The organism is Sinomonas sp. T428B, from assembly GCF_056780155.1.
Map to the genome: position 1 here is coordinate 1,373,624 of NZ_JBRAZR010000001.1, position 26,429 is coordinate 1,400,052.

25 protein-coding genes, 3 tRNA genes and 1 riboswitch are annotated in these 26,429 nt (G+C 72.3%); of the genes, 23 read left to right on the top strand and 5 right to left on the bottom strand.

The features are described from left to right. Nucleotides 1–18: 18 nt before the first annotated feature. Nucleotides 19–696, bottom strand: coding sequence for a histidine phosphatase family protein (locus ACUYMY_RS06320; protein WP_481702764.1), 678 nt, complete (start codon nt 694–696; stop codon nt 19–21). Nucleotides 697–745: 49 nt separating this feature from the next. Here ACUYMY_RS06320 and ACUYMY_RS06325 point away from each other — a divergent pair, with 49 nt between their 5' ends. After that, nucleotides 746–1,546, top strand: coding sequence for a CPBP family intramembrane glutamic endopeptidase (locus ACUYMY_RS06325; protein WP_481702765.1), 801 nt, complete (start codon nt 746–748; stop codon nt 1,544–1,546). Between the two features lie 137 nt (nt 1,547–1,683). Here ACUYMY_RS06325 and ACUYMY_RS06330 read toward each other — a convergent pair whose 3' ends face one another. Next, nucleotides 1,684–2,322: a VOC family protein gene (locus ACUYMY_RS06330; protein ID WP_481702766.1), complete on the bottom strand. Its 639-nt coding sequence runs from the start codon at nt 2,320–2,322 to the stop codon at nt 1,684–1,686. A 159-nt stretch (nt 2,323–2,481) separates the two neighbouring features. Between ACUYMY_RS06330 and ACUYMY_RS06335 the strand changes: the two genes are divergently transcribed. From ACUYMY_RS06335 to metX, 4 genes are all read left to right on the top strand, one after another. Further along, nucleotides 2,482–2,736, top strand: coding sequence for a helix-turn-helix transcriptional regulator (locus ACUYMY_RS06335; protein WP_481702767.1), 255 nt, complete (start codon nt 2,482–2,484; stop codon nt 2,734–2,736). Beyond that, nucleotides 2,733–3,989, top strand: a complete 1,257-nt coding sequence (locus tag ACUYMY_RS06340) for a type II toxin-antitoxin system HipA family toxin (protein ID WP_481702768.1) — start codon at nt 2,733–2,735, stop codon at nt 3,987–3,989. Before ACUYMY_RS06335 ends, ACUYMY_RS06340 begins: the two co-directional genes overlap by 4 nt. Nucleotides 3,990–4,077: 88 nt before the next feature. Beyond that, a riboswitch (SAM riboswitch) is annotated at nt 4,078–4,190 on the top strand. Between the two features lie 13 nt (nt 4,191–4,203). Continuing rightward, nucleotides 4,204–5,589, top strand: coding sequence for a bifunctional o-acetylhomoserine/o-acetylserine sulfhydrylase (locus ACUYMY_RS06345; RefSeq protein WP_481702769.1), 1,386 nt, complete (start codon nt 4,204–4,206; stop codon nt 5,587–5,589). Next, on the top strand, nt 5,586–6,800 hold the full coding sequence (metX, locus tag ACUYMY_RS06350; protein ID WP_481702770.1) for a homoserine O-acetyltransferase MetX: 1,215 nt from the start codon (nt 5,586–5,588) through the stop codon (nt 6,798–6,800). The genes ACUYMY_RS06345 and metX overlap by 4 nt, the downstream gene beginning before the upstream one ends. On the opposite strand, the gene ACUYMY_RS06355 is transcribed toward metX, so the two are convergent. Then, on the bottom strand, nt 6,797–7,609 hold the full coding sequence (locus ACUYMY_RS06355; protein WP_481704979.1) for an SGNH/GDSL hydrolase family protein: 813 nt from the start codon (nt 7,607–7,609) through the stop codon (nt 6,797–6,799). The genes metX and ACUYMY_RS06355 overlap by 4 nt on opposite strands. Before the next feature lie 171 nt (nt 7,610–7,780). Between ACUYMY_RS06355 and ACUYMY_RS06360 the strand changes: the two genes are divergently transcribed. Continuing rightward, entirely contained in the window at nt 7,781–8,509 is a 729-nt protein-coding gene (locus tag ACUYMY_RS06360; RefSeq protein WP_481702771.1) for an alpha/beta hydrolase, read from the top strand. Nucleotides 8,510–8,530: 21 nt separating this feature from the next. Here ACUYMY_RS06360 and ACUYMY_RS06365 read toward each other — a convergent pair whose 3' ends face one another. After that, on the bottom strand, nt 8,531–8,797 hold the full coding sequence (locus tag ACUYMY_RS06365; RefSeq protein ID WP_481702772.1) for an RNA-binding S4 domain-containing protein: 267 nt from the start codon (nt 8,795–8,797) through the stop codon (nt 8,531–8,533). Nucleotides 8,798–8,819: 22 nt separating this feature from the next. Here ACUYMY_RS06365 and ACUYMY_RS06370 point away from each other — a divergent pair, with 22 nt between their 5' ends. The 4 genes from ACUYMY_RS06370 to ACUYMY_RS06385 all read left to right on the top strand — a co-directional run bounded on the left by ACUYMY_RS06370 (nt 8,820) and on the right by ACUYMY_RS06385 (nt 13,857). Further along, on the top strand, nt 8,820–9,797 hold the full coding sequence (locus ACUYMY_RS06370) for a DMT family transporter (RefSeq protein ID WP_481702773.1): 978 nt from the start codon (nt 8,820–8,822) through the stop codon (nt 9,795–9,797). A gap of 79 nt (nt 9,798–9,876) precedes the next feature. Continuing rightward, nucleotides 9,877–11,262, top strand: a complete 1,386-nt coding sequence (locus ACUYMY_RS06375) for a glycine--tRNA ligase (RefSeq protein ID WP_481702774.1) — start codon at nt 9,877–9,879, stop codon at nt 11,260–11,262. Nucleotides 11,263–11,270: 8 nt separating this feature from the next. Then, a complete protein-coding gene (locus tag ACUYMY_RS06380; RefSeq protein ID WP_481702776.1) occupies nt 11,271–12,320 on the top strand; it encodes a GNAT family N-acetyltransferase in 1,050 nt (349 codons plus the stop codon). Between the two features lies 1 nt (nt 12,321). Further along, nucleotides 12,322–13,857, top strand: a complete 1,536-nt coding sequence (locus tag ACUYMY_RS06385; protein WP_481702777.1) for a YibE/F family protein — start codon at nt 12,322–12,324, stop codon at nt 13,855–13,857. A 10-nt stretch (nt 13,858–13,867) separates the two neighbouring features. Here the strand turns inward: ACUYMY_RS06385 and ACUYMY_RS06390 are convergent, their stop codons facing one another. Continuing rightward, nucleotides 13,868–14,398, bottom strand: coding sequence for a ferritin (locus tag ACUYMY_RS06390; protein WP_481702778.1), 531 nt, complete (start codon nt 14,396–14,398; stop codon nt 13,868–13,870). Between the two features lie 237 nt (nt 14,399–14,635). On the opposite strand from ACUYMY_RS06390, the gene ACUYMY_RS06395 reads away from it, so the two are divergent. From ACUYMY_RS06395 to ACUYMY_RS06455, 13 genes are all read left to right on the top strand, one after another. After that, nucleotides 14,636–15,658 carry a hypothetical protein gene (locus tag ACUYMY_RS06395; protein WP_481702779.1) on the top strand — a complete coding sequence of 341 codons (1,023 nt, stop codon included), beginning with the start codon at nt 14,636–14,638 and terminating at the stop codon, nt 15,656–15,658. 41 nt (nt 15,659–15,699) lie between these two features. Then, on the top strand, nt 15,700–16,905 hold the full coding sequence (gene dusB, locus ACUYMY_RS06400) for a tRNA dihydrouridine synthase DusB (protein ID WP_481704980.1): 1,206 nt from the start codon (nt 15,700–15,702) through the stop codon (nt 16,903–16,905). After that, nucleotides 16,898–18,181 carry a deoxyguanosinetriphosphate triphosphohydrolase gene (locus tag ACUYMY_RS06405; protein ID WP_481702780.1) on the top strand — a complete coding sequence of 428 codons (1,284 nt, stop codon included), beginning with the start codon at nt 16,898–16,900 and terminating at the stop codon, nt 18,179–18,181. Before dusB ends, ACUYMY_RS06405 begins: the two co-directional genes overlap by 8 nt. Before the next feature lie 22 nt (nt 18,182–18,203). Then, nucleotides 18,204–20,105, top strand: a complete 1,902-nt coding sequence (gene dnaG, locus ACUYMY_RS06410) for a DNA primase (protein ID WP_481702781.1) — start codon at nt 18,204–18,206, stop codon at nt 20,103–20,105. 65 nt (nt 20,106–20,170) lie between these two features. Beyond that, nucleotides 20,171–20,246: transfer RNA gene (locus tag ACUYMY_RS06415), tRNA-Asn, on the top strand. A gap of 51 nt (nt 20,247–20,297) precedes the next feature. After that, nucleotides 20,298–20,370 (top strand) — tRNA-Asn (locus tag ACUYMY_RS06420). A 187-nt stretch (nt 20,371–20,557) separates the two neighbouring features. Next, nucleotides 20,558–20,974 (top strand): hypothetical protein, encoded by a 417-nt coding sequence (locus tag ACUYMY_RS06425; protein ID WP_481702782.1) that lies wholly within the window; start codon nt 20,558–20,560, stop codon nt 20,972–20,974. Between the two features lie 170 nt (nt 20,975–21,144). After that, nucleotides 21,145–22,020 carry a phage holin family protein gene (locus tag ACUYMY_RS06430; protein ID WP_481702783.1) on the top strand — a complete coding sequence of 292 codons (876 nt, stop codon included), beginning with the start codon at nt 21,145–21,147 and terminating at the stop codon, nt 22,018–22,020. A gap of 73 nt (nt 22,021–22,093) precedes the next feature. Beyond that, complete coding sequence (locus ACUYMY_RS06435; RefSeq protein ID WP_481702784.1) at nt 22,094–22,747, top strand: CDP-alcohol phosphatidyltransferase family protein; 654 nt, start codon at nt 22,094–22,096, stop codon at nt 22,745–22,747. Beyond that, entirely contained in the window at nt 22,747–23,682 is a 936-nt protein-coding gene (locus ACUYMY_RS06440) for a DMT family transporter (protein ID WP_481702785.1), read from the top strand. Before ACUYMY_RS06435 ends, ACUYMY_RS06440 begins: the two co-directional genes overlap by 1 nt. 74 nt (nt 23,683–23,756) lie before the next feature. Continuing rightward, the gene (locus ACUYMY_RS06445; RefSeq protein ID WP_481704981.1) at nt 23,757–24,962 is read left to right on the top strand and encodes a glycosyltransferase; all 1,206 of its coding nucleotides are present in this window, start codon (nt 23,757–23,759) and stop codon (nt 24,960–24,962) included. A gap of 40 nt (nt 24,963–25,002) precedes the next feature. Further along, nucleotides 25,003–25,076 (top strand) — tRNA-Ile (locus ACUYMY_RS06450). Nucleotides 25,077–25,231: 155 nt separating this feature from the next. Continuing rightward, nucleotides 25,232–26,422: an acyl-CoA dehydrogenase family protein gene (locus ACUYMY_RS06455; protein WP_481702786.1), complete on the top strand. Its 1,191-nt coding sequence runs from the start codon at nt 25,232–25,234 to the stop codon at nt 26,420–26,422. Nucleotides 26,423–26,429: the final 7 nt, after the last annotated feature.

The window sequence follows — 26,429 nt, forward strand, 5'->3', positions numbered from 1 at the left end:
CGTCCCTGCGTTGCGGGGTCAGTACCGGGGCGCCGTCGTGAGCACCGTGTCCTCGGGCGTGCGCTCGAGCCACTGGCTGAACGGCGGGTCCAGGATGTAGCGGCCGTCGGCCTGGCGGACGAGCGTGTGCACCCCCGCGTTGTGCGGGTTGTTGAGCGACTCGAAGTACTCGACGGTCCAGCGGAACCAGCGCATGCACAGCAGGCGCATCGTGAGCCCGTGGGTCAGCAGGACGGTATTGGGGGCGGAGTCGGGCTTCTCCCAGTGCCGGTAGAGCGTCTCCATGAAGCTCGAGACCCGGTCGTAGACGTCCGAGCCCGACTCGCCCTCGCGGAAGCGGTAGAAGAAGTGCCCGTACGAGTCCCGGAGCCGGCGCTGCTCCTCGATCTCCTCGGTCGCCTGGAAGTTCGCCCAGTCCTGCTCGCGCAGGCGCGGCTCCTCGATAATGCGCTCGACGAGGTCCCCGATTCCGAGGGCCTCGAGAGTCTGGTGCGCGCGCAGGTAGGGGGAGACGTACACGCGCGCCTTCTCGCCCGCAAGCTGTTCCCGCACGCGCCTGCCGGCCTCGCGCGCCTGCTCCACGCCGAGCTCGGTCAGGGGGATCCGGTAGTCGGGCACGCGCTCGTAGATGCTCGTGTCCACATTCGCGGCCGACTGGCCGTGCCGGACCATGATGATCTGCCGGGGCGCGCTCATGGGACCCCAGCCTAGGGCAGCTTCCAGCACGGCGGGGGAGAATGGGCGCATGCCCGAAGCCCCCGCCGTCGTCCGCTCCGCCGCCCGCGTGCGCTGGCGCACCCAGCTCCTCATCGTCCTGGGCCTCTCGCTCGGCCAGTCCGCCGTCTACTCGGTCGTGCAGCTGCTCGACAAGGCCACCCGAGCGCCGCTCGCGCAGGGGACGTCCACGCTCAACCGCTCGCTCAACGAGCGCGAGTACTTCGACCTCACCTACCAGCTGCTCGACATCGCGTTCGCGCTCGTGCCGGTCGCGCTCGTGCTGTACCTCGTGTGGGACGAGGCCTCGCGCCGCGCGGGCTCGCCGCTGCGGTGGACGACGCCGTTCGGCCGGCTCGGGCTCGACGGCGCGCGGCCGGGGCGGGACTGGATGTGGGGCGCGGGACTGTTCATCGCCATCGGGATCCCGTCGCTCGGGCTCTACTGGGCGGGGCGGGCCCTCGGGATCACGACGGCGATCATCCCCAGCGGCCTCGACGCCCACTGGTGGACCGTGCCGGTCCTCATCCTCTCGGCGCTGCGGCACGCGGTGCTCGAGGAGGCCGTGGTGGTGGCGTTCCTGCTCGGCTGGCTGCGGCGGCTGGGCTGGAGCACGACGGCGGCGATCGCCGCGAGCGCGCTGCTGCGCGGCAGCTACCACCTCTACCAGGGGATCGGCCCGTTCGTGGGCAACGCCCTCATGGGGCTCGTGTTCTGCTGGGCTTACCGGCGGTACGGGCGCGTCATGCCGCTCGTGATCGCCCACGCGCTCCTCGACATCGTGGCGTTCGTGGGCTTCAGCGTGGCCGGCAAGGCCATGGGCCTGGGGTGACCCCGCATCGCTGGGAGGTGACCCCGCATCGCTGGGAGGTGACCCCTGACCACATGGGATGTGACCCCTCAACGGGAAGGGCCCGTTGAGGGGTCACATCCTCCAGGGTGAGGGGTCATGTCCCCTCGCCTACGGGGTCAGATCGTGACGGGGCCGTTCGCCGTCTCGAAGGTCACGCTCATGATGCCGGGCGTGCCCTTCGGGGCGACCCACTCGACCTCGACGTCCTCGAGCGGCTTCTCGACCGGCTCGCCGAGCCACTCGGTCACGCGCTCGGCCGAGCCGGCGATCGTCAGCTTGCTGACCTTGACCGAGGCCGGGTAGGCGTTCGAGGGGTGCAGCGTCGGGTCGCCCTCCCACTTGAGCATGTACGGGACCTGGGGGTCGGCGATGAGCCCCAGGATGCCGATCTGCTTCCACACGAGCTCGCGTCCGTCCGGGAACTTGCGGTTCCCGGGGACGGCCTGGCGCCCGAGGCGCTCCTCGAACGGCGCGAGGTCCTGGACCTCAACGCACCAGCCCATCCAGCCGCCGCCGGCGGCGGAGCGGGCACGGACCGCCTGGCCGAACGGCGCCTTGTCCGACGCCGGGTGGTCCAGGACCTCGACGACCTCGAGGTAGTGGTGGTCCGCGAGGGGAATGATCATGTTGCGGGTACCGAAACGCGGGTGGACCCCGCCCTTGACTGCCTCGACTCCGAGGGCGTTGGCGATCCGCTCCGTGGTGGCCAGCAGACCGTCCGCTTCGCAGGCATAAGAAACATGGTCCATACGCATAACGTCATGGTGCCACTTTGTGACTCGCGCCTCAGCTTAGGCTTGACTAACTTCCGGACGGCCGGATGGTTCCGCTCCGACTCCGGCACGAACGTGCCGCTCTTCCCTCTGCCCCGTGGCTTGACTCACACGGGCGGCGGCCCCACGCTGGAAATCGGAATGAACGTGCCGATCCCAGAACCGCCCCTCCCGGACGGCGACCACGACGCCGGGCGCGCCCTCGCCGCCGAGGTGCGCGGGCGCCGTCGTGCGCTCGGGCTGAGCCAGCGGGACCTCGCCGAGCTCGCGGGGGTGAGCGAGCGGTTCGTGCGCTTCGTCGAGCAGGCCAAGCCGAGCATCCAGCTCGACGCGCTCCTCGCGGTCCTCGACGCCCTCGGGCTCGAGCTCGCCGTCCGCCGCCGGGAGCCGCGGTGACCCGCCGGCGGATCGCGGACGTGTACAAGGCGGGCGTCCTCGCTGCCCGGCTCGAGCGGCACGAGGGGGGCACGCGCTTCACCTACCTGCCCGCCTATCTGGCCGCGGGCGGCCCGCCCGTCGCGACGACCCTCCCCCTCAGCCCTCGCCCGGTGGACACCGGGGCGGGCGCGGTCCCGGCCTTCTTCACCGGCCTCCTGCCCGAGGGCCGCCGCCTGGCCTCGCTGCGCCGAGCGGTCAAGACGAGCGCGGACGACGAGCTCGGCCTCCTCATGGCCGCCGGCTCGGACCCGGTCGGCGACGTGCAGATCGTCCCGCACGGCGAGCCCCTCCCGGCCGACGGCGACGTGACCGGGCCCGAGCACGCCGTCGAGCTCGACCCGCGGCGCCCGCCCGACTTCGCCGCGCTCATCGACGATCCGACGCTCGTGGACCCCAAGGCCCTCGCTGGCGTCCAGGACAAGGTCAGCGCGGGCATGATCTCGCTGCCCGCGGCCCAGGCGGGGCGCCGCTACATCCTCAAGCTCAACGCGCCCGAGTTCCCCCACGTCGTCGAGAACGAGCACCTCATGTACCGCTTCGCTGCCCGCCTGCGCGTGCCGGTGAGCGCCGTGCAGCTCGTCCACGACGTCGCGGGGCGGGCCGGCCTGCTCGTCGAGCGGTTCGACCGGCCCGCGCGGCCGGCGGGTGCCCGTGGGGCGCAGGGCCCCGCGCGGCTCGCGGTCGAGGACGGCTCCCAGCTGCTCGGCCTGTACCCCGCGGACAAGTACAGCGTCTCCTACGAGGAGCTGTGCCGCGCCGTCGCGGAACGGTGCGCGGCGCCCCTGCCGGCCCTGCGCAACCTTGCCCTCCAGGGCGCGTTCGCGTGGCTCTCGGGCAACGGGGACCTGCACGCCAAGAACGTCTCGCTCGTGCGCGCCGCGCCCGAGGCCCCGGGGGAGCCGCCGGGGGAGTGGCGCGTCGCCCCGGTCTACGACATCCCCTCGACGGTCCCGTACGGCGACAAGTCCCTCGCGCTGCCCCTCGGCGGCAAGCGCACGGGCATCTCGCGGCGGCACTTCCTCGCGTGGGCGGTCGAGCTCGGGCTGCCGGCGCGGGCGGCCGACGGCCTGCTCGGCGCGGCGCTGCGGGCAGCGGGGCCGCTCGTGGCGGCCCTCGAGGCGGCCGACGGCGGGCCCTCGCCGTTCGCTCCCGGCCAGACCCGGGCGTGGGTCAAGGAGCTGCGCCACCGGCGCCGCCTCATGGAGGGCTAGGGCCCACGCCAGGGCGGTGCCCCCGGAGGGTTCACAGACTGTCACAGAGTTGCCCGGCCGCTCGAGCCCGCCCGTACACTCGCGAGTAGGTCATGAGTGCCAGCACGAAGCCCCGGCTTGCTGGCCGGCAACCCTCCTGATGCGGTGGGGTGCCCCGGGTGAGGACCTGGGCCGGCGAGAGCCGCCGGCCAAGCGCAGCACAAAGGAGACTGCTTTGTCAGCCACCCCTGAGTGGTCCTTCGAGACCCGCCAGATCCACGTCGGCCAGACCCCGGATTCCGAGACCGGCGCCCGCGCCCTGCCCATCTATCAGACCACGTCCTTCGTGTTCCCGAGCGCCGAGAGCGCCGCGAACCGCTTCGCCCTCGCCGAGATCGCCCCCATCTACACGCGCATCGGCAACCCGACCCAGGACGCCGTCGAGCAGCGCATCGCGAGCCTCGAGGGCGGCTCCGCGGCGCTCCTGCTCTCCTCGGGCCAGGCCGCGACGACGTACGCGATCCTCACAGTCGCCGAGTCCGGCGATCACGTCGTGGCGAGCGCGAGCCTCTACGGCGGCACGTACAACCTGCTCAAGCACACGCTGAAGAAGTTCGGGATCGAGACGGCCTTCGTCGAGGACCCGGACAGCCTCGAGGAGTGGCGCGCGGCCGTGCGGCCGAACACCAAGGCCTTCTTCGCGGAGTCCATCTCCAACCCGCGCCAGAACGTCCTCGACATCGAGGCCGTCGCCGACGCGGCGCACGCTGCCGGCGTCCCGCTCATCGTCGACAACACAGTCGCGACCCCCTACCTCCTGCGCCCGCTCGAGCACGGCGCCGACGTCGTCGTGCACTCGGCGACCAAGTACCTCGGCGGCCATGGCGCCGCGATCGCGGGCGTGATCGTCGACGGCGGCAGCTTCGACTACGCGGCCGATCCGGAGCGCTTCCCCGGCTTCAACACCCCGGACGAGAGCTACAACGGCCTCGTGTTCGCGCGCGACCTCGGCGTGGGCGGCATCCTGGGCGCGAACCTCGCCTACATCCTCAAGGCCCGCGTCCAGCTCCTGCGCGACCTGGGTTCAGCCGTCTCCCCGTTCAACGCGTTCCTCATCGCGCAGGGCCTCGAGACCCTGAGCCTGCGCGTCGAGCGCCACGTGGCCAACGCCCTCCGGGTCGCCGAATGGCTCGAGGCGCGCGACGACGTCGCCTCCGTCGCGTACGCGGGCCTGCCCTCGAGCCCGTGGCACGCCACGGGGAAGAAGTACGCCCCCCGGGGCACGGGCGCGATCGTCTCCTTCGAGCTCGGCGGCGCCGCCGCGTCCGCCCCGGCAGAGGCCGGCCGGGCGTTCGTGGACGCCCTCTCGCTGCACTCCCACGTGGCCAACATCGGCGACGTGCGCTCGCTCGTGATCCATCCGGCGTCGACCACCCACGCGCAGCTGAGCGAGGAGCAGCAGCGGGCCGCGGGCGTGACACCGGGGCTCGTGCGCCTCGCCGTCGGCATCGAGCACCTCGACGACATCCTCGCGGACCTCGAGGCGGGCTTCGCGGCCGCCGCGCGGGCCGGAGACGCCCAGACTGCTGCCGACGCGAGCACCGAGGAGCCGGCCGCATGACGATCGTCGACCGCCAGCAGATCGAGGGCGAGGGCGTGGGCGAGGGCGTCCGCGAGGCCCTGCGCGAGGGCTCGCGTGACACCGTCCAGGAGGATATCCGGGATGGCGTGCTGGATGGTGTACGGGATGGTGTGCTGCGCACCCTTGCCGTCGGAGCCCTCCAGCTCGAGGCCGGCGGCGCCCTGCCCGAGGTCGAGCTTGCCTACGAAACCTGGGGCACGCTCAACGCGGACGCCTCCAACGCCGTCCTGATCCAGCACGCCCTCACCGGGGACACGCACGTGGCGCAGGGCCACACCGACGAGCCCGGCTGGTGGGACGCCCTCGTGGGCCCGGGCAAGCCGGTGGACACCGAGAAGTACTTCGTCGTCTCGGCCAACATCCTCGGCGGGTGCTACGGCTCGACCGGCCCCGCGAGCCTCGACCCCGACGGCGTCCCGTGGGGCTCGCGCTTCCCGTTCGTCACGATCCGCGACTCCGTCCGGGCCGAGGCCCGGCTCGCGGACCGGCTCGGCGTCCGCCGCTGGCACGCGGTGCTCGGCGGGTCGATGGGCGGCGCCCGCGCACTCGAGTGGGCCGCGACCTACCCTGACCGGGTCGCGCACTGCGTCGTCGTCGCGATCGGCGCGTACTCGACGGCGGAGCAGATCGCCCTCGCCCAGGCCCAGGTCCTGGCCATCCGGCAGGACCCGGCCTATCAGGGCGGCGACTACTACGGCGGCCCGGCGCCCGAGGCGGGGCTCGGCCTCGCGCGGCGCATCGCCCACATCTCCTACCGGTCCGAGGCCGAGCTCAACTTCCGCTTCGGCCGCCGCGGCCAGGGCGCCGAGAACCCCCTCGAGGCACCGCACAGCGCCGCGGCGCGCGGCCGCTACCAGGTCGAGAGCTACCTCGACCACCAGGCCGAGAAGCTCGTGCGCCGCTTCGACGCGAACAGCTACGTCACGCTGACCGAGGCCCTGATGAGCCACGACGTCGGCCGCGGCCGCGGCGGCGTGGCCCGAGCCCTCGCGGCGTCCAAGGCCGAGTTCTTCCTCGCGTCGGTGAACTCGGACAGGCTCTACTTCCCCGAGCAGAGCGACGAGCTGGCGCGAGCCCTGCCGGGCGAGGTGCCGGTGTACTCGATCGATGCCCAGATCGGGCACGACGGCTTCTTGACCGAGATCGGCCAGCTCGGCGGCGAGCTGCGCCGCCGCGTCTTCACGCTCTAGGCGGCGGGCGCGGGGTCCTCGCCAGGCGCGGCGGTGCCGACGGTCGCGCCCGTGCCCAGCGGGGCGCCCGCGCCGAAGACTGGCTCCGCCGTCGGGCGCTTCGCCGAGCGGCCGTCACCGCTCGACTGGTGCCGCAGCCTCCGGATGACCCACGGCACGAAGTAGTCGCGCGCCCACACGATGTCCTCGGTGCGCGCCTCGCGCCAGCTGCGCACCGGCACCGGCTTGGGCTCCATGGGCACGAGGCTGTGCTTCACGTTGAGCGCGTCGAGGGCCATGATCGCGATCGTGTGGTGCCCGAGCGGCGAGAAGTGGAGCCGGTCCACGTCCCACATCCGCGGGTCGGAGAGCTGCCGCAGGGCCCACATGTCCGCGACGATCGCATCGTGCCGCGCGGCGACGACCCGCAGGTTCTCGTTGAAGATCGCGACCTTGCCGCGGATCGCGGAGAGCACCGGCGTCGAGCCGATGTCGGGGCCGTTGAAGAGCAGGACGGTTGCGCCGGCGTCGGCGAGGCGGCCGACGGCGTCGTCGAGCCTGAGCGCGAGGGCGTCGGGATCGCTGCCCGGCCGGAGCAGATCGTTGCCGCCCGCCGAGAGGGAGACGAGGTCGGGGCGCAGCTCCAGGGCGGGCTCGAGCTGCTCGTCGATGATCCGCGCGAGCAGCCGTCCCCGGACGGCGAGGTTCGCGTAGGCGAAGTCGTCGACGCCGTGGGCGAGCTCCTCGGCGAGGCGGTCAGCCCACCCACGGTGCTGGCCGGGATTCTCCGGGTCGGGATCGCCGATGCCCTCGGTGAAGGAGTCGCCCATGGCGACATAGCGGTGCCACGGGTGCCTGAGCCCGTTCGGGGAAGCCTCGAGCCCGGGGGTGTGCTCGTCAGAAAAGCTACTCACGGGTATATTGTGCGACTCCGCAGGCCTCCCGGCAATCGGCTGGAGAGTCCATAGTTGAAGCTTCAAGTGCGTGCAAGAATGGGACCCATGACTGACGCCACCGCCGCCCCGGCCCCCGCCGAGTCCTCCCGCCCCGACGCCTCCTCCGCGCCCGTCCCGGTCTACCACGCCGTCTGGAGCCGCCCCGTTCAGGAGCGGGCGGGGACGCCGCTGCTCGTGCTCCTGCACGGCTACGGCGCGAACGAGGCGGACCTCATGGGCCTCGCCGAGTACCTCCCGGACGCGTTCACGGTGGCCTCGCTCCGCGCCCCGCAGGTCCTGGCCCCGGGCGCCTACCAGTGGTTCCCCCTCATGGCGGCCAACGACTTCTCGCTCCGCGCCGTCGAGGACGCGACCGAGTACGTCCTCGGATGGCTCGACGAGCTCAAGGCCCAGCACTCCTCGGTGACGCTCCTGGGCTTCTCGATGGGGATGGCGATGGCCACGTCCCTGGTCCGCCGCCGCCCGGGCGAGTTCGCCGCCGTCGTGGGCCTCTCGGGCTTCGCGATCGACCCCGCGGCCGCAGGCGCCGGGAGCGACTACGCCTACTTCCGCGACGGCGAGCTCGACGGCTCGCTGCCCATGTTCTGGGGACGCGACCAGGCCGACCCGATCATCACGGCCGACAAGATCGAGTACACGATGGGCTGGGTCCGCAGCCACGTGAACCTGACCAAGGTCACCTACCCGGGCATCGCGCACAGCATCAGCGGGCCCGAGATCGCCCACGTGCGGGAGTTCCTCGAGATGACGGTGCTCGCGGGGCGAGCCGGCTGACCCCCTTCTCTCGGCGTGGCTTCAGCCCCGGGGCACGAGCCGTACGCTGCGCCCGCCGACCTCGATGACGTCGCCGACGGCGAGCTGGCGCCCGCGCCGCTCCTCGATCTGCCCGTTGACCTTCACGAGGCCGTGGCGGATGAGCTCCGCCGCCTCGACGCCGTCCTCGACGAGCGAGGCGAGCTTGAGCACCTGGCCGAGGCGGATCGTGCCCTCGCGGATCTCGACCTCGTCGCGGGCATCGGAACCGTCAGTGGGGTTGCTGGGGCGGGATTCGCGAGGGGCCATGGGGCAACTCTAGGCTAGGCGGGTGACTCCGCCGCCGCGCCGCCTCCCCGCCCCGCTAGGACTCGTGGCCGCCGTCGTCGCCGGCGTCGCGATCCCGGCCCAGGGCCGGATCAACGGCGCGCTCGGCCTCCGGCTCGGGGACGGCATCGCCGCCGCCCTCACGAGCTTCGCGACCGGCCTCGTCGTCCTGCTCGTGCTCACAGTGCTCGTGCCGTCGGGGCGGTCGGGGGCGAGGAGCATCGTGCCGGCCGTGCGCGAGGGAACGATCCCGTGGTGGTACCTCGGGGCCGGCCTGTGCGGCGCCCTCTTCGTCATCGGGCAGTCCGTGACCGTCGGCGTGCTCGGGATCGCCGTCTTCACCATCGCCGCAGTGACCGGCCAGACCATGAGCGGGCTCCTCGTCGACCGGGCTGGGTTCGCCCAGGGCCGGCAGCGTCCGCTCACCGGCATGCGCCTCGCGGCGACCCTCCTGACCCTGGCCTCCGTCGCGTACGCCGTCACGCCCAAGCTGAGCGCGACCGACGTCGGCGCCCTCCTCGCGCTCGTGCTCCTGCCGTTCGCGGGCGGCTTCTCGCAGAGCTTCCAGTCGGCCATGAACGGGGCCAGCGCGGCGGCGTACCGGAGCCCGCTCACCGCGACGCTCCTGAACTTCGCCTCCGGCACGCTGGGGCTCGCCCTCGCGTGGGCCGTCAAGGTGCTCGCCGCCGGGCCGGGCGCCGGCCTGCCCCTCGCGCCCGCGGACTGGTGGTACTACCTCGGCGGCCCCCTCGGGATCGTCTTCATCGCCGCGGCCGCCGTGCTCGTGCGGCACATCGGCGTCCTGCTCACGGGCCTGGGCATGATCGCGGGCCAGCTGCTCGGCTCGCTCGCGCTCGATGTCGTCGTCCCGGCGCCGGGCTCCGTCGTCGCCGCTCCCACGGTGATCGGCACGGTCGCGACCCTCGCGGCCATGGTCCTGGCCACCCTCCCGTGGAACAGGCGCTGGCTCCGGCCCAGCTGAGCTCCGGGCGCCGGTACTCTTAAACACGCACACGAGGCGGACCGCATCCAGCGGCCCCGAGAAGTACGGAGGACACCCCTTGGCACCCAAGACCCCACTGGACTCGATCGTCTCCCTGGCCAAGCGCCGCGGATTCGTCTTCCAGGCTGGTGAGATCTACGGAGGCTCCCGCTCCGCCTGGGACTACGGCCCGCTCGGCGTCGAGCTCAAGGAGAACATCAAGGAGCAGTGGTGGCAGACCTTCGTCCGCAGCCGCGAGGACATGGTGGGCCTCGACTCCTCGGTGATCCTGCCCAAGCAGGTGTGGGAGGCCTCGGGCCACGTCGCCACCTTCACGGACCCGCTCGTCGAGTGCCTCCAGTGCCACAAGCGCCACCGCCAGGACCACCTCGTCGAGGCGTACGAGAACAAGAAGGGCCGCGCCCCCGAGGACGGCATGGGCTCCATCCCGTGCCCGGACTGCGGGACCGTGGGCAAGTGGACCGAGCCGCAGATGTTCTCGGGCCTGCTCAAGACCTTCCTCGGCCCCGTGGACAACGCCGAGGGCCTGCACTACATGCGCCCGGAGACCGCGCAGGGCATCTTCGTGAACTTCAACAACGTCGTCACGACGTCGCGCAAGAAGCCGCCGTTCGGCATCGGCCAGATCGGCAAGGCGTTCCGCAACGAGATCACGCCGGGCAACTTCATCTTCCGCACGCGCGAGTTCGAGCAGATGGAGATCGAGTACTTCACCGCCCCCGCCGAGGCGGACGAGTGGTTCAAGCACTGGGTCGAGGAGTGCTGGAACTGGTTCGTGGACCTGGGCATCAACCCGGACAACATGCGCCGCTTCGACGTCCCCGAGGACGAGCGCGCCCACTACTCCGCCGGCACGATCGACATCGAGTACCGCTTCGGCTTCCAGGGCTCCGAGTGGGGCGAGCTCATGGGCATCGCCAACCGCACCGACTTCGACCTCGGGAGCCACTCGAAGGCCTCCGGCCACGAGCTGAACTACTTCAACCAGGCCACGAACGAGCGCTACATCCCGTACGTGATCGAGCCGTCCTTCGGCCTCACGCGCTCGATGATGGCCTTCCTCGTCGACGCCTACACCGAGGACGAGGCGCCCAACACCAAGGGCGGCGTCGACAAGCGCACCGTGCTGCGCCTCGACCCGCGCCTGGCCCCGGTCAAGGCGGCCGTCCTGCCGCTGAGCCGCAACGAGGACCTCTCCCCGAAGGCCCGGGACCTCGCCGCGCAGCTGCGCCGCCAGTGGAACATCGAGTTCGACGACGCCGGCGCGATCGGCCGCCGCTACCGCCGCCAGGACGAGATCGGCACGCCGTTCTGCATCACGGTGGACTTCGACACGCTCGAGGACCAGGCCGTGACGATCCGCGAGCGGGACACGATGTCCCAGGAGCGCGTCTCCCTCGACAAGGTGGCCGGCTACCTCGCCACGCACCTCATCGGGGCCTGAGGCGGCTGATGGCCCAGCTGAGCTACCGGCCCTGGCGCGAGGGCGACGACGAGCTGCTCCTCCAGCTGTGGGGGGACGCCGAGGGCGCGGCCGCGGAGCAGTTCCGCGGCGCCCTCGCCCCTGACGCGGACCCGGGAGCGCACGACGGCGGGGGCGAGCCGTCCGCTGTGTGGCGCCGCTGCGTCGTGGCCGAGGATCACGGGATCCCGGTCGCCGCGGGCGTCGTGTTCTCCTCGACCCTGCACCCCGAGCGGCTCTGGGCCTATGTCGAGGTCGCCCGGGACCACCGCCGGAACGGGGTGGGCACCGAGCTGCTGCGCCGGCTCCGGGCGGCGGCGGCGACAGCGCCGTCGTCGGTCCTCGACACCGACGGCGCCGCCGGCGCCGGCAGCACCGGCGATGGCCACCGTGTGCGGCTGCGGTCCAAGGTCCCGGCCGGCGGCGCTGGCGAGGCGTTCGCCAGGGCCCACGGCTTCGGCACGCTCCAGCGCTCCCGCCAGGTCATCGTCTCCCCAGGGGCGCTGCGCCTTCCCGTCCTCGGCGACGGGACGGACGCCGGGGACACCAAGCCGCTCGTGGAGGACCTCGCGACGGGCTCGGTCGAGCTCTCCGACGCCGTGGGGCGCTACTACACCGCCGTGCACGCGTGGGATCCGCCCGCGCCCCTGAGCGTCGGCCGGGCCCAGCAGCTCTTCCTCTCCGACGCGGCGGGCGCCCACGGCGCCGTCGTGCTGCGCGAGCCCGCCGCGAGCGCGTTCGGCGCGGGCGTGGCCCCCTCGAAGAAGGGGCGCCTGCGCGCGTTCGCCGTGAGCTACGCCGGGCCGTCCGCGGCGGCGGGCGAGGAGCCCTCCGAGGTCCTGCTCGGGCACGAGGCGCGGCTCGGGGCCGTCGAGGCCGAGGACGCCGTCCGCGGCCTCCTCGCGCTCATCGCCTACCAGCACCCCGTGCGGCTCGAGGTGGACGACTCGATGACGGCGCTCGCCGCCGTCATCGCCCCGCTCCTGGCCGAGGGCAGTGCCCGGCAGGCCGGCCCCGAGACCCTCGTCGTCGGAGACTGACATGGGCGCAGGCCACAGCCACGCTGGAATGGACGCGCACGCGCACAGCCATGCGCACGGGGCCGGGCCGGCCGCGACCCCGGCCGCGGCGGCCGCGCGCCGCCGGGCAACCTGGATCCTCGCGGCGATCCTCGTGCCCCTCGCGATCGCGACGCTCCTGGCCATGATCGCCCTGTGGCCCTCGGGGGACCGCTCGGGCCTGAAGCTGGCCAACCCCTACGCCGTCGCGCAGGGCGTGACGATGGACACCGGCACCGTGCGGGCGGTGAGCTCCGCGCCCTGCTCGGGCGGGGCGCCGTCGTCCCCTTCCGGCACGCCGGCGCCGTCGGGCTCCGAGTGCAGCTTCGCCTCGACCCAGCCCGACGCGGGCGGGCCCGAGGTGAGCGTGGCCCTCAACCCGGACGTCGTCGCCTCCCGCGGGGTCAACCCAGGGGACAAGATCCGGTACCTCAACCTCACCGGGATCCAGGGCCAGCAGGGCGCGGGGCAGAACGGCTCGCCGGCGTACATCTTCACGGACTTCGTGCGCACCGTCCCCATCCTGCTGCTCGCCGGGCTGTACGCCGTCGTCGTCGTCGCCGTCGCGCGCTGGCGCGGGCTGCGGGCCCTCCTCGGCCTCGGCGGGGCCTACGCGGTCCTCGTCGCGTTCGTCCTGCCCGGGCTCGTCGAGGGCAAGCCGCCGCTGCTGCTCGCGCTCGTCGGCTCGACCGTGATCATGATGGGCGTCCTGTACTTCGCCCACGGGCTCTCCGCGAGGACGTCCACAGCGCTCCTCGGGACCATCTTCGGCCTCGTCGTCACCGCACTGCTCTCGGCCTGGGCCACGGACGCCGCCGCCCTGACCGGGACAGGCGGGCACGACGCGGCGAGCCTCGTGAACATGGGCGGGAACATCTCGATCTCGGGGATCATCCTCGCCGGCCTCATCATCTCGGGCCTCGGCGCGCTCAACGACGTCACGATCACCCAGTCATCGGCCGTGTGGGAGCTCTACGAGCTCGCCCCGCACACGCCCGCCCGCAAGCTCTTCTCGTCCGCCCTCCGGATCGGGCGCGACCACATCGCCTCGACCGTCTACACGATCGCGTTCGCCTACGCGGGCGCGGCCCTGCCGCTGCTCATCATCGTCATGCTCTACGACCGGCCCTTCCTCGAGGCCATCACGAGCACGGAGCTCGCCGAGGAGGTCGTGCGCACGCTCGTCGGCTCGGTCGGGCTCGTGCTCGCCATCCCGATGACGACGGCGGTCGCGGTCGCCGTCGTCAAGGCCACCGGGGCGGCGCGGATCGCCGGCCTCCCGGGCGGGGCCTCGTCCGAGGCGGCCCGCCTCGCTGCCGACGAGCGGCGCGCGGCGTCCGTCGACCCCGCCGCCTCGGTCGACGAGGGCGGGACCGGCCGGAACGGCGGGACGTCCGAGGCCGCCGCGGCCGCGCCATCGGGCATCGAGGCCGTGACGTTGGGCATCACCGGGCCGTCGGGCATCGCGAAGGGCGAGCCCCTGCCGACGCGCCGCGGCCGCCGCCGCGCCGGGGGCTGAGCTCAGGGGATCAGAGCGCCCCGCCCGCGGCCGAGGGGGCACCCGACTCGCGCCGCCCGCCGTCGCCCACCCGCTCGCGGGCCACGTAGTTCTCAAGGTCGAAGAGGTTGTCCCCGGCCCGCTCGGCCACGTTGAGGAGCGTGGTCATGGCGGCGACCTCCTCGACCTGCTCCTTGAGGAACCAGAGGATGAACTGCTCGCCGAGGGCGTCGCCCTCGTCGCGGGCCGCCCGGAAGAGGGCCTCGATCTGATCGGTGACCTCCTTCTCCTGCGCGAGGGCCAGGGCAAGGGGCTCCGTGGCGGCGGAGAAGTCGTTGCGGACGGGCTCGACGCCGGGGATCGTGATCGGCTGGTTCCGGTCGATGAGGTACTGGACCATCATCATCGCGTGGTTGCGCTCCTCGAGCGACTGCCGGTAGAAGTGCCGGGCGAGCTGCGGGAGGTCCTGGGACGCGAACCACGTGGCGACAGCGATGTACTGCTGGGACGCGGCGAACTCGTGCTTGATCTGGGTGGACAGCAGGTCGGTGAAGGTGCTCATGCCCCAAGGCTAGGCCGGGCGGGCCGCCGCGGGCGATACCTCGTCATGCCCCTCGTGGCCAGGCCTCTTTCCCTCCACAGACCCGCGCCGCCTGTGCCCTGGCGCGGGTTCCCGCCGATCGGCCGGCTGCCTTGCCCACATACGACGGCCCGCGCCTTCCTCCCGCCGGCGGCCCTTTCGTAGCGTCGTCGGCACGGGCCGGCACGGGGCCGCCCGCAGGGTCATGAGGGGGAGCGGATGGGCAAGGCAGCACGGCTCAGGGCAGTCCGGGCGGACGGCGCGGGGCACGTCCCGCGCGGGGAGGCCAGCGAGGGAACCGGCTCAGGGATCCGGGAGCTCACGGAGGCGGATCTCGCCGCCCTGCGGGGCCTGTGCGCCGAGGCGGTGCGGGCACTCGGGTTCCGTGCCGCGGACCGAGGGGACCACCTCCAGATCACGGGCGGCCCCCTCCGCGGCCCGGGGGCGCAGCTGGGCACGGCCTCGCTCGAGCGCCTCGCCGCCGTCGCGCCCGAGGACGAGTGGCCCGTGATCGCGAGGGACTACGTCGGCGAGCTCATCGGCGCCGCGCTGAATGCGGGGGAGCAGGCAGCCGGACTCGGCTACGCGGGGCAGGCGCTGCGCGAGCGGCTCTTCCCACGCTTCAGCGTCCGCATCCTCGAGGACCGACTGGCCGAGGACTACAGCTATGCCCGACAGGTCGCGGGCCTGCCGCTCGTGCTGGCGCTGCGGCACGGGCAGACGTCCAAGCTCGTCGCGGACATCCACCTCGCCAAGGCCGGCGGGCTCGAGGCGGCATGGGAGGCTGCCGAGCAGAACCTCTTCGAGGCCGGAATCGGCAGGCCCACGGCCTACGAGAAGGACGGCGCCGCCGTCGTCCTGCTCGAGTCCGAGCACCCCCGGCAGGCGTCGTGGCTGGCCTACCCCGACCGGCTCATGGAGACCATCGGGATCGAGCCCGGTCCCCTCGGCATGCTCTTCGGCGTGCCGGCCCTGCGGCAGATCACCTTCCAGCCCGTGACAGAGGGGACGAGGGTTGCCCATCTCGGGTCGATGATCGAGCTCCACGGGATTCTCGCCCGCGACGAGGTCGCGCCGCTCAGCACGCACCTCTACCACTGGCGCCCCGGCGAGCCCGTGTCCGCGGCGACGTCCACCGAGGCGGGCTCCCCGGGAACGATGCTCACGCTCCCCAAGAGCGTCATGGAGGCGATCGCGGGCCCGGACAGCGGGGCCTGGGAGGTCCAGCGGCCTGTCGCGTGAGCCGATTTGACCCCGGTTGACACAATGGACGGGTGAGTGCTGTGCCAACCTCCCCGATCGACGCCGCCCCGGCCGTGCCCGGGCCCGACGCCCCTGCCCGGCTCGAGCTGCCGCCGCTCACGCTCGGCCCCCACACGATCGAGACGCCCGTCGTGCTCGCGCCCATGGCCGGCATCACGAACACCGCGTTCCGCCGCCTGTGCCGGGAATTCGGCGGCGGCCTCTACGTCGCCGAGATGGTCACCTCGCGTGCGCTCGTCGAGCGGCATCCCGAGTCCCTGCGCATCATCGGGCACGACGACGACGAGAAGATCCGCTCGGTCCAGCTCTACGGCGTCGACCCGGTCACCGTCGGCCAGGCGGTGCGGATGCTCGTCGAGGAGGACCGGGCCGATCACATCGACCTCAACTTCGGCTGCCCCGTGCCCAAGGTCACCCGGCGCGGCGGCGGCTCGGCACTGCCCTGGAAGACCGACCTCTTCACCCAGATCGTCACGACCGCCGTGCGCGAGGCTGACCGCGGCGGGATCCCGCTCACGGTCAAGATGCGCAAGGGCATCGACGAGGACCACCTCACGTACCTCGACGCGGGCCGGATCGCGCGCGAGGCCGGCGTCGCCGCCGTCGCCCTCCACGGCCGCACGTGCGCGCAGTTCTACTCCGGCACGGCGGACTGGGACGCGATCGCGCGCCTGCGCGAGGCGCTCCCGGACATCCCCGTGCTCGGCAACGGGGACATCTGGAGCGCCGAGGACGCCATCCGCATGGTCCGGCACACCGGGGTCGACGGCGTCGTGATCGGCCGCGGCTGTCAGGGCAGGCCGTGGCTCTTCGGCGACCTGCAGGCGGCGTTCGAGGGCCGCCCCGAGCGGATCCGCCCCGCCCTCGCCGAGGTCGGCGAGGCCTTCTACCGCCACGCCCAGCTGCTCGTCGAGTACTTCGAGGACGAGGGCAAGGCGCTGCGGGACATCCGCAAGCACGTCGCGTGGTACTTCAAGGGCTACGCCGTCGGCGGCGAGCTCCGCGCGCGCCTGGCCCAGGTGAACACCCGCGAGGAGCTGCGGGCCCTCCTGGACACGCTCGACGCCGACGCCCCCTACCCCGGCGGCGACGCGGAAGGCCCGCGCGGCCGCGCCGGCTCGCCCAAGCGACCCGCCCTGCCGGACAAGTGGCTCGAGAGCCGGTCGATGGACGCGGCCCAGACGAGGGACATCGCCGCCGCGGAACTGGACGTCTCCGGTGGCTGAGGCGCTCGCGGAGGGCACGCGCGGCTACTCGGCCCAGGACTCCAGGCGCTGGGTCGAGGAGCCGCCCAAGAAGGGCTACCGCAGCGACTTCGAGCGCGACCGCGCCCGCGTGCTGCACTCCTCGGCGCTGCGGCGGCTCGGCGCGAAGACCCAGGTCGTCGCCCCGGACACCGACGACTTCGTGCGCACGCGCCTCACGCATTCGCTCGAGGTCGCCCAGGTGGGCCGCGAGCTCGGCCGCGTCCTCGGCTGCGACCCCGACGTCGTCGACACGGCGTGCCTGAGCCACGACCTCGGCCACCCCCCGTTCGGCCACAATGGCGAGTCCGCGCTCAACGACATCGCCCACGCGATCGGCGGGTTCGAGGGCAACGCCCAGACCCTGCGCCTCCTGACCCGGCTCGAGCCCAAGGTCATGGGCCCGGACGGCGAACCCGCCGGGCTCAACCTGACCCGGGCGAGCCTCGACGCGGCCTGCAAGTACCCGTGGGCCGCCGTCGACGCGCCCCTCGTCCACGGCCACCGCACGAGCAAGTTCGGCGCCTACGAGGACGACCTGCCGATCTTCGCGTGGATCCGCGAGGGAGCCCCCGCGGGGCGCAGCTGCATCGAGGCGCAGGTCATGGACCTCTCGGACGACATCGCCTACTCGGTGCACGACGTCGAGGACGCGATCGTGGCGGGCAAGTTCCAGCTGCGCTGGATGGAGAACCCGGACCACCGGGCGCGCGTCATCGGGTACACCCAGCAGTGGTACCTCCCGCACAGCGACCCGGCGGAGATCGACGCCGCCCTCGCCCGGCTCGAGGAGACCCCCGTGTGGGTGCGCGAGGCCGACGGCTCGCGCCGGGCCATGGCCGCCCTCAAGAACATGACGAGCCAGCTCATCGGCCGGTTCTGCGACTCGGCGCTCTCCCTCACGCGCGCCGCCTACGGCGACGCCCCGCTCACGCGCTACGCGGGCCAGGTCATGGTGCCTCAGGAAACGGTCATGGAGATCGCCGTCATGAAGGGCCTCGCCACGACCTTCGTCATGACCACCGACCACCGCCAGCCGATCTACGAGCGGCAGCGCGAGGTCCTGCACGCGCTCGTGACCGCGCTGAGCTCGACGGGGGACAGGCACCTCGAGGCGAGCTTCGCCGCGGACTGGCGGGCGGCGGAGGACGACGGCGCCCGGCTGCGCGTCGTCGTCGACCAGGTGGCCTCGCTCACGGACGCCTCCGCGCTGTCGTGGTACGAGCGGCTCGTGGGCAGCCTGCCGAGCCTGTGGTGAGCGCCGTGGCTAAGGTGGACCCGTGCCTGGCCTGATCAAACCCGACGACATCGCCGAGGTCCGCGCCCGGACCGACATCCGCGAGGTTGTCGAGGGGTACGTCACGCTCAGGGGCGCGGGCATCGGCTCCTGGAAGGGCCTGTGCCCGTTCCACGACGAGCGCACCCCGTCCTTCCACGTGCGCCCCCAGGTCGGGACGTACCACTGCTTCGGCTGCGGCGAGAGCGGCGACGTGATCAGCTTCGTCATGAAGATGGACCACACGGGCTTCGCCGAGACCGTCGAGAAGCTGGCCGCCCGGATCGGCTACGAGCTCCACTACGAGGAGGGCGCGGGCCCCCGCCGCGAGGAGGTCGGGCGGCGCCAGCGCCTCCTCGATGCGCACAAGGTCGCGGCCGAGTTCTTCCAGTCGCAGCTGCTCACTCCGGGCGCCGCGGCGGGACGGCAGTTCCTGTTCGAGCGCGGCTTCGAGCGCAGCGTTGCCGAGACGTTCGGCGTGGGCTTCGCCCCGCAGGGCTGGGACGGGCTCCTCAACCACCTGCGTGGCAAGGGCTTCACCACGGAGGAGCTCAAGCTCACCGGCATGTTCTCCGAGGGGAACAGGGGCCTGTACGACCGCTTCCGCGGGCGGCTCGTCTGGCCCATCAAGGACATCGCGGGGGACGTCATCGGCTTCGGCGCCCGCCGCCTGTTCGACGACGACCAGGGCCCCAAGTACCTCAACACGCCAGAGACCGCGATCTACAAGAAGTCCCAGGTCCTCTACGGCATCGACAAGGCCAAGCGGCAGATCGCCAAGAAGCGGCAGCTCGTCGTGGTCGAGGGCTACACCGACGTCATGGCCTGCCACCTCGCCGGCGTCGACACGGCCGTGGCCTCGTGCGGGACGGCCTTCGGGGCCGAGCACATCAAGGTCGCCCGGAGGCTCCTCTCCGACGACGGCACGGGCGGGGAGGTCGTGTTCACCTTCGACGGCGACGCCGCGGGACAGAAGGCGGCGCTCAAGGCCTTCGAGGAGGACCAGCGCTTCGTCGCCCAGACGTACGTCGCCGTCGAGCCGAGCGGCATGGACCCCTGCGAGCTGCGCCAGCACCGCGGCGACGCCGCGGTCCAGCAGCTCATCGAGACCCGCCGGCCCCTGTTCGAGTTCGCCATCCAGGCGACACTGCGCAAGCACAACCTCGACGCGGTCGAGGGCCGCATCGCGGCGCTGCGCGAGGCCGCGCCGGTCGTCGCGCAGATCCGCGACTCGGCCATCCGCCCCGCCTACACGCGCGAGCTGGCCAAGTGGCTCGGGATGCCCCTCGAGGACGTCGCCCGCACGGTGTCCTCCGCGGCGCGCCGCCAGGCGTCGCCCGGCGGGACGGCGGGGCGGGGGACCGAACGGCCCGGCCAGCAGGCCGCAGCCGGCGCACCCGGGGAGGAGCCGCCGTCGCCCGCCCTGCAGCGGCCGGACCCGCGCGATCCCGCGGCGGCGATGGAGCGGCAGGCCCTCGAGGTCGTCCTGCAGCAGCCGGGCATGCTCGACGACGCGGCGTGGGCCGAATTCTCCGCCGCGCGGTTCACGGCCCCCGCGCATCTGGCAGTGCACGCGGCCATCGGCGCCGCGGGCCGGCCGGCGGAGGCGGAGCCGACCGCGGCCTGGATCGAGCGCGTGCGGCACGAGCTGCCCGAGGCGCTGCGCCCGCTCCTGGCCGAGCTCGCGGTCACCCCGCTCCCGGCGACGACCGAGGCCTCGCTCGAGCGCTACTGCCGTGACATCCTCGCGGGCCTGGCCGAGCTGCAGATCACGGCGCAGAAGGCCGAGCGCATGGGCCGGCTCCAGCGGCTTGACCCTGGGGCCTCGCCCGAGGAGTACCAGCGGCTCAACCGCGAGCTCATGGAGCTCGAGCTGCGCCGCCGCGCCCTGCGCTCGCGTGACTGAGCCCATGGGCCTGGGGCCGATTTCTCGTGGGGCCTCCTGCCCTGCTAGGGTAGATCCCGCTGCAATCCCCCGTAGCTCAATTGGCAGAGCATTCGACTGTTAATCGAAGGGTTACTGGTTCGAGTCCAGTCGGGGGAGCCAAGGCAGGATTCGGCGCCGTGTGCTCGCTTCTGCTAAGGTCAGTGTGCGCCTTCCCCCGTAGCTCAATTGGCAGAGCATTCGACTGTTAATCGAAGGGTTACTGGTTCGAGTCCAGTCGGGGGAGCTTCCTCCTCCCGGTCCTCCGGGGGGACCGCAGGCCCCGCTTTCGTCGGGGCCTTTCGCGTTCCCGGGGACCGGGCTGTTCCCCCGCTCTTCGCCCGCAGTTCTCTCGCACTTTCCGCGGTTCTCCCGAACCGGGCAACGGTGCCGCGGGCCTAGGGTGCAGCAGGAGGCCGGAATATCATGAGTCCATGGCCGACGCCTCATGGCCCCTCCCGCCCGGCTGGACCCGCTACGAGGGCCCGCTGCTGACGCTGTGGAGAGTCCGGTACGAGGCCGCCCACGGGGAGGGATCGGCGAACACCTTCGCCGACGGGATGCTCGTGCGCGACCACCGGCGACCCATCGCGCAGTGGGTCAACTTCGCCCTGCGCTCCGCCGTCCTCGTGGCCCCCGAGACGCCCGGCGGCTGGCCAGTCCAGCGTTTCGCGATCTACTACGCGCCCCCGCGCGAGGGCTTCGAGACGGTCGTCACGGCCAGGCACGAGTGGCAGCCGCGCGGCCCCCGGGGGTCGACGACCGACGCCGACGCGTTCACCGCCGCGGTCGAGGCCGCCGAGCAGTTCCTCGCCGCCGAATCGGCCTTCGGCGCGCTGGGCCAGCCCTGACCCCTGGGGCGCGGCGAGCTCCTTCCGCGGCCCGACCCGCCCCTCGGCTGCCCCGGAACTCCGCCGCGACGCGGCGCGGCACGCCGCGGATCGCCGCGGGCAGTCGATGGTAGTTTGGTCACGGATTGCGCCTCAGGCGTGCCGGACCGATCGGAAGGGGCCCTACGCAGATGAGTGGACGCCACAGCTTGCCCGCCGAGCGACGGCCCAGGCTGGCCGCGCTCCCGGATCTCGTGGGGCTCGCGCTGCGCCTCGCGCCGCGTCAGGTCAACGACGAGATCGCGCTCGCCAGGATAGAACTCAAGGACAAGGGCACCCACGCGGGCATCGGCGCGGCGCTCTTCGGCGTCGCGCTCGTCTTCCTCGGGCTGCTCGTCATCGCGCTCGTGGTCGCCGCCATCCTCGGCCTCGCCACCGTCATGCCGGGCTGGCTCGCCGCCCTCCTCGTGGGGGCCGCCTTCCTCCTCATCCTCCTCATCGCTGCCCTCCTCGGGCTCGGCCGGGTCAAGAAGGCCATGCCGCTCCTGCCCGAGGATGCGATCCGCGGCATCCGGCACGACCTCGGCGTCGTCACCGAGGGCCGGATGTTCGATCCCCGCCTCCTGGACAAGAGCACCATCCAGTACAAGCGCGCCCAGGCGATGAAGGAGGCCGAGGCCGCACGGGCCAAGGCCGAGAAGGAGGCCCAGGACAGGGTCCACGGCAAGGTCCACCTCCCGCCGCCCAGCGAGAAGGAGCTGCGCGAGCGGCTCGAGCGCCGCCGCGACCACCTGCTGGACGTCCGCGAGGACCTCCTCAAGGAGTTCGACGTCAAGCGCCAGGCCGCGAACCTCGCCGACGACGTGCGCGACAGGTTCGCCGCGGCGTCGTCCATGCGCGCGGTGGCGGCCTTCGGGCCGGGGGCCCGCGGAGCCAGCGCCTCGAAGCCCACCGCCGAGGGGACCAGCCCCGCCGAGGCCATCAAGGAGCGCTGGGCGCCCCTCACCGTCTTCGCTGTCTCCGCCACGGCCTTCGTCGTCCTGCTGCGGAAGCTGGTGAAGAGCTGAGCGCCCCGGCGCCCCCAGATGCTCTCAGATGCATGCGAGTGCCGCGGCCTGCAGGGAAGGCGCACCGGGGGCAATGAGGTTCTTCGGAGCGGGCGGGCGGTCCGGGCGCGAGCACGTTGACCACGACAGGGTCCTGACGGTCCCCAACGCCCTCACGGTGCTCCGGTTCCTCGGCGTGCCGCTGTTCATGTGGCTTGTCCTCGCCAAGAGGGAGTACGGCTGGGCCGTCCTCGTCCTCGCGGTCATGGGGAGCACCGATTGGGTGGACGGGTACATTGCCCGCCGCTTCAACCAGACCTCACGGCTCGGCCGGATCCTCGATCCGGCGGCGGACAGGCTCGCGCTCCTCGCGGTTGCCCTGACCCTCGTTCTCGCCGGGGTCGTGCAGTGGTGGTACCTCGCTGCGCTCCTCGTCCCCGATCTCGTCCTCGGGACGGCATCGCTTTTCTACTTCCGCAGCCACCCTGACCTCCCCGTGTCGAGGATCGGCAAGCTGCGCACGGCCTTCCTCCTCGCCGGCACGCCGCTGCTCGTGCTCTCCGCGCTGCCCATCGACGGCGCCGCACTCTACGCCGGCGCCGCATGGGTGCTGCTGGCACTGGGCCTCGTCGGCCACTGGCTCGCTGCGGCCGGCTACCTGCGCGCGATCGTGCGCAAGGGCCGGCCGATCCGCGAGGAGCGCCTTGACGATCGGCGGGGCGCCGCCGAGGGCGGGGAGGCGCGCTGATGTTCTGGATCGCCATCGTCCTCGCCGTGCTCGGGGCCTTCTTCCTCGCCCTGGGCGCGCAGCGGCAGGGAAGCGCCGTCAAGGCGGACACGGGCGGCCTCGCGCTCAGCTCCAACGGCCTGCTGAGGCTCCTGCGGAACCCCCGATGGGTGCTCGGGCTGCTCCTGCTCGGCGCGGGAATGCTCTGCAACATGGTCGCCCTCGTCTCGGCGCCGCTCACCGTCGTCCAGCCCATCGGGGCGATCGCGCTCGTGATCACGACGATCGTGAACTCGAAGGACCAGGGGATCACCATCAACCGGCCCACCGTCGTCGCGATCACGGCCTGCGTGACGGGCTCGGCCCTCTTCGTGCTCCTCGCCGTCACCGCGACCCTCGAGAACCACGACGTCGCCCCGGACCAGGAGCTCGCGATCGTCCTCCTGCTCGCCCTCGCCGTCGGCCTGTTCGGCTCCCTCGCGGCGCTGTTCCGGCACCGGATGAGCGCGTTCGTCTACATCCTCGGCGCGGGCGTACTCTTCGGCTTCGTCGCGGTCCTGACCCGCATCATCGGCCGCGACCTCCTCGACCCGAACGGTCTCTTCCTGCTCAATGTGCAGTGGTACTCGATCGTCGCCATCGCCGCCGCCGGCGGCCTCGGCTCATGGTTCGTCCAGAGCGCATACTCGGCCGGGCCGCCGGACCTCGTCATCGCGGGGCTGACCGTCGTCGACCCGATCGTGGGCATCGCCATCGGGATCACGATCCTCGGTGAGCTGCGACCCGACGTGCCCGCCGTGCTGGCCGTTGCCATGGTGGTGGCCGCTGTGATTGCTATCGTGGGGGTCATCGCCCTGTCCAGGCACCATCCCGAAGTCGCGAAGCGGCGCAAGGACGCCGCGCACGAGGTCCGCGGCGGACCGGGCCCGGGCAGGGCACCGCACACCGGCCGCTGACCGTCACAGCGGGAGGCCGCCGGATCAGCGGGCCGGAACCGCCGGCCTGCCCGACGAGGAGACCATCTGTGACGATGCCTGCCCCCGAGCCGGAGACCACCCAGCGGCCGCTGACGATCCTCATCGGCGCCGACACCTACCCGCCCCACGTGAACGGGGCCGCGCAGTTCGGCTACCGCCTCGCGAGGGGCATGTCCGCACGGGGCCACAACGTCCACGTCGTGGCGAGCCGTTCCGAGAAGGGCCGCAGCTACACGGAGACGCGGCCCGAGGCCGTCGTCCACCGGCTGCGGTCCCACTCTGTTCCCACGCACGAGTACTTCCGGATCGTCTTCCCCTGGGAGGTCAAGAAGGAGATCGCCCTCCTCTTCGATCACGTCCAGCCGGACGTCGTGCACATCCAGAGCCATTACATGATCGGCGAGCACGTCCTCTACGAGGCCGTCCGCCGGGGCATCCGCGTCGTGGCCACCAACCACTTCATGCCGGAGAACCTCAACCCGTTCCTGCCGTTCCCGCAGTGGTTCAAGGACATCATCGGGCGGATCTCGTGGAAGGACATGGGCAAGGTCATGGGCCAGGCCGATGTCGTGACGACCCCGACGCCGCTCGCGGCCAAGGCGATGCACGAGCACGCGTTCCTGCGCGAGGTCATCCCGCTCTCGAACGGGATCGACGTCTCCGCGTACGAGCAGCACCCCGGCGAGGAGCTCCAGCCCAACCCATACCCCACCGTGCTGTTCGCCGGGCGGCTCGCCGAGGAGAAGCACGTCGACGTCCTCATCGAGGCGATCGCGAAGACCCCCGTCGAGCTGGACGTGCACCTCGAGATCGTCGGCGGGGGAGAGGTCCGCCCAGCCCTCGAGGCGCTCGTGGACCGCCTCGGGCTCCGCAAGCGGGTCCGCTTCCTCGGGCTCGCTCCCGACGACGAGCTCCGCTCCGCCTACCTGCGCGCCGACCTGTTCTGCATGCCCGGCACCGCCGAGCTGCAGTCGCTCGTCACGCTCGAGGCCATGAGCGCCTCGACGCCCGTCGTGCTCGCCGACGCGATGGCCCTCCCGCACCTCGTCCGCGAGGGGGAGAACGGCTACCTCTTCCGCCCGAACGACGCCGCCGACCTCGCCGAGAAGATCACCGCCGTCCTGGGCCAGCCGGCAGAGGAGCGCCGGCGCATGGGGGCCGAGAGCCACCGCATGGTCCAGAAGCACGGCATCAAGGCCACCCTGGACACCTTCGAATCGCTCTACCGCGGCATCGAACCGGCCCCGGAGGGCGTCTGAGGCCACTAGGATGGGTGGAGCCCCGCGCCATGCGGGGCGGGGGGCGTTAGCTCAGCCGGTTAGAGCAGGGGACTCATAATCCCTTGGTCGTGGGTTCAAGTCCCACACGCCCTACGGCGTCTCTCCAAGGCCCGGGATCCACGAGGATCCCGGGCCTTGGTGCTTCTGGGGATTGTGCAAGCCGCGCACTGGCTGTAAGTTACCCATGAGTAACTTCTATCGTCCCGTCGCCTCGCCGCGCGCGAGGCGGCCGGTCCCAGGAGGCATCCATGCGCTCGTCCACCACCGCATCAGCAGACCTTCCCAGCGCCGAGAGCGACCTGCTCGGCTTCGAGGACCTCCTCGCCGAGAAGGAGCGCAGCCGCCTCGAGGAGGTCAGGGGATGGCTTGCCCGCGAGGTGCTGCCCATCGCCTCCGGCTGCTGGGACCGGGCCGAGTTCCCCCACGAGCTCATCCCGCGGCTCGCGGAGCTCGACGTCGTCAGCCCGGTCCGCCGGCAGGGGCACTCCCACCTCCTCGGCGGCCTCATCCACGCGGAGTTCACCCGCGCGGACGCGTCGATCGGAACCTTCCTGGGCGTCCACGACGGGCTCTTCACCGGCTCCCTCGAGCTCCTGGCCTCCGACGAGCAGAAGGCCGCGTGGCTCCCCGGGGCGTACTCCCTCGAGGCCATCGGCGCCTTCGGCCTCACCGAACCCCTGGGGGGCTCGGACGTGGCCGGCGGCCTGCGCACGACCGCGCGCCGGGAGGGCGGGACGTGGGTCCTGAGGGGCGCAAAACGCTGGATCGGCAACGCAACGTTCTCCGACTGGGTCATCGTCTTCGCTCGCGACGAGGCGGACGGCGGCGTGAAGGGCTTCCTCGTGGACACGACGCTGCCGGGCTTCCGTGCGGCGAAGATCGAGAACAAGATCGCCCTGCGCACCGTGCAGAACGCCGACATCACGCTCGACGGCGTCCGCGTCCCCGACGAGTTCCGGCTCGCCCACGCGCACAGCTTCAAGGACGTCAACCGCGTGCTCAGGAGCACCCGCATCGGCGTGGCCTGGCAGGCCGTGGGCCAGCAGCTCGCCGCCTTCGACGTCGCGCGGGCCTACGTCCTCGAGCGGGAGCAGTTCGGCCGCCCACTCGCGTCCTTCCAGCTCGTCCAGGACCAGCTCGTCACGATGCTCGGCAACGCTGTGAGCTCGATGGGCATGATGGTCCGGCTCGCGCAGCTCGAGGACGCCGGGCAGGCCCGCGACGAGCAGTCCGCGCTTGCCAAGGCCTTCACGGCCGCGCGGATGCGAGAGACGGTCGGGATCGGCCGCAGCCTCCTGGGCGGCAACGGGATCGTGACCGACTACCGCATGGCCAAGATCTTCGCCGACGCCGAGGCCATCTACACCTACGAGGGCACCCACGAGGTCAACACCCTCATCGCCGGCCGGGCCATCACGGGCGTCTCGGCGATCGTCTGAGGCAGGC

Bases quoted from the DNA above. Each gene is read 5' to 3' on its own strand.
- ACUYMY_RS06330 (WP_481702766.1), bottom strand. From the start codon at position 2,322: ATGCGTATGGACCATGTTTCTTATGCCTGCGAAGCGGACGGTCTGCTG.
- ACUYMY_RS06355 (WP_481704979.1), bottom strand. From the start codon at position 7,609: ATGGGCGACTCCTTCACCGAGGGCATCGGCGATCCCGACCCGGAGAAT.
- ACUYMY_RS06455 (WP_481702786.1), top strand. From the start codon at position 25,232: ATGCGCTCGTCCACCACCGCATCAGCAGACCTTCCCAGCGCCGAGAGC.
- ACUYMY_RS06385 (WP_481702777.1), top strand. From the start codon at position 12,322: ATGGGCGCAGGCCACAGCCACGCTGGAATGGACGCGCACGCGCACAGC.
- ACUYMY_RS06435 (WP_481702784.1), top strand. From the start codon at position 22,094: ATGAGGTTCTTCGGAGCGGGCGGGCGGTCCGGGCGCGAGCACGTTGAC.
- ACUYMY_RS06445 (WP_481704981.1), top strand. From the start codon at position 23,757: ATGCCTGCCCCCGAGCCGGAGACCACCCAGCGGCCGCTGACGATCCTC.
- ACUYMY_RS06380 (WP_481702776.1), top strand. From the start codon at position 11,271: ATGGCCCAGCTGAGCTACCGGCCCTGGCGCGAGGGCGACGACGAGCTG.
- ACUYMY_RS06335 (WP_481702767.1), top strand. From the start codon at position 2,482: ATGAACGTGCCGATCCCAGAACCGCCCCTCCCGGACGGCGACCACGAC.
- ACUYMY_RS06320 (WP_481702764.1), bottom strand. From the start codon at position 696: ATGAGCGCGCCCCGGCAGATCATCATGGTCCGGCACGGCCAGTCGGCC.
- ACUYMY_RS06430 (WP_481702783.1), top strand. From the start codon at position 21,145: ATGAGTGGACGCCACAGCTTGCCCGCCGAGCGACGGCCCAGGCTGGCC.
- ACUYMY_RS06365 (WP_481702772.1), bottom strand. From the start codon at position 8,797: ATGGCCCCTCGCGAATCCCGCCCCAGCAACCCCACTGACGGTTCCGAT.
- ACUYMY_RS06395 (WP_481702779.1), top strand. From the start codon at position 14,636: ATGGGCAAGGCAGCACGGCTCAGGGCAGTCCGGGCGGACGGCGCGGGG.
- ACUYMY_RS06360 (WP_481702771.1), top strand. From the start codon at position 7,781: ATGACTGACGCCACCGCCGCCCCGGCCCCCGCCGAGTCCTCCCGCCCC.
- ACUYMY_RS06390 (WP_481702778.1), bottom strand. From the start codon at position 14,398: ATGAGCACCTTCACCGACCTGCTGTCCACCCAGATCAAGCACGAGTTC.
- metX (WP_481702770.1), top strand. From the start codon at position 5,586: ATGACGATCGTCGACCGCCAGCAGATCGAGGGCGAGGGCGTGGGCGAG.
- ACUYMY_RS06425 (WP_481702782.1), top strand. From the start codon at position 20,558: ATGGCCGACGCCTCATGGCCCCTCCCGCCCGGCTGGACCCGCTACGAG.
- ACUYMY_RS06325 (WP_481702765.1), top strand. From the start codon at position 746: ATGCCCGAAGCCCCCGCCGTCGTCCGCTCCGCCGCCCGCGTGCGCTGG.
- ACUYMY_RS06440 (WP_481702785.1), top strand. From the start codon at position 22,747: ATGTTCTGGATCGCCATCGTCCTCGCCGTGCTCGGGGCCTTCTTCCTC.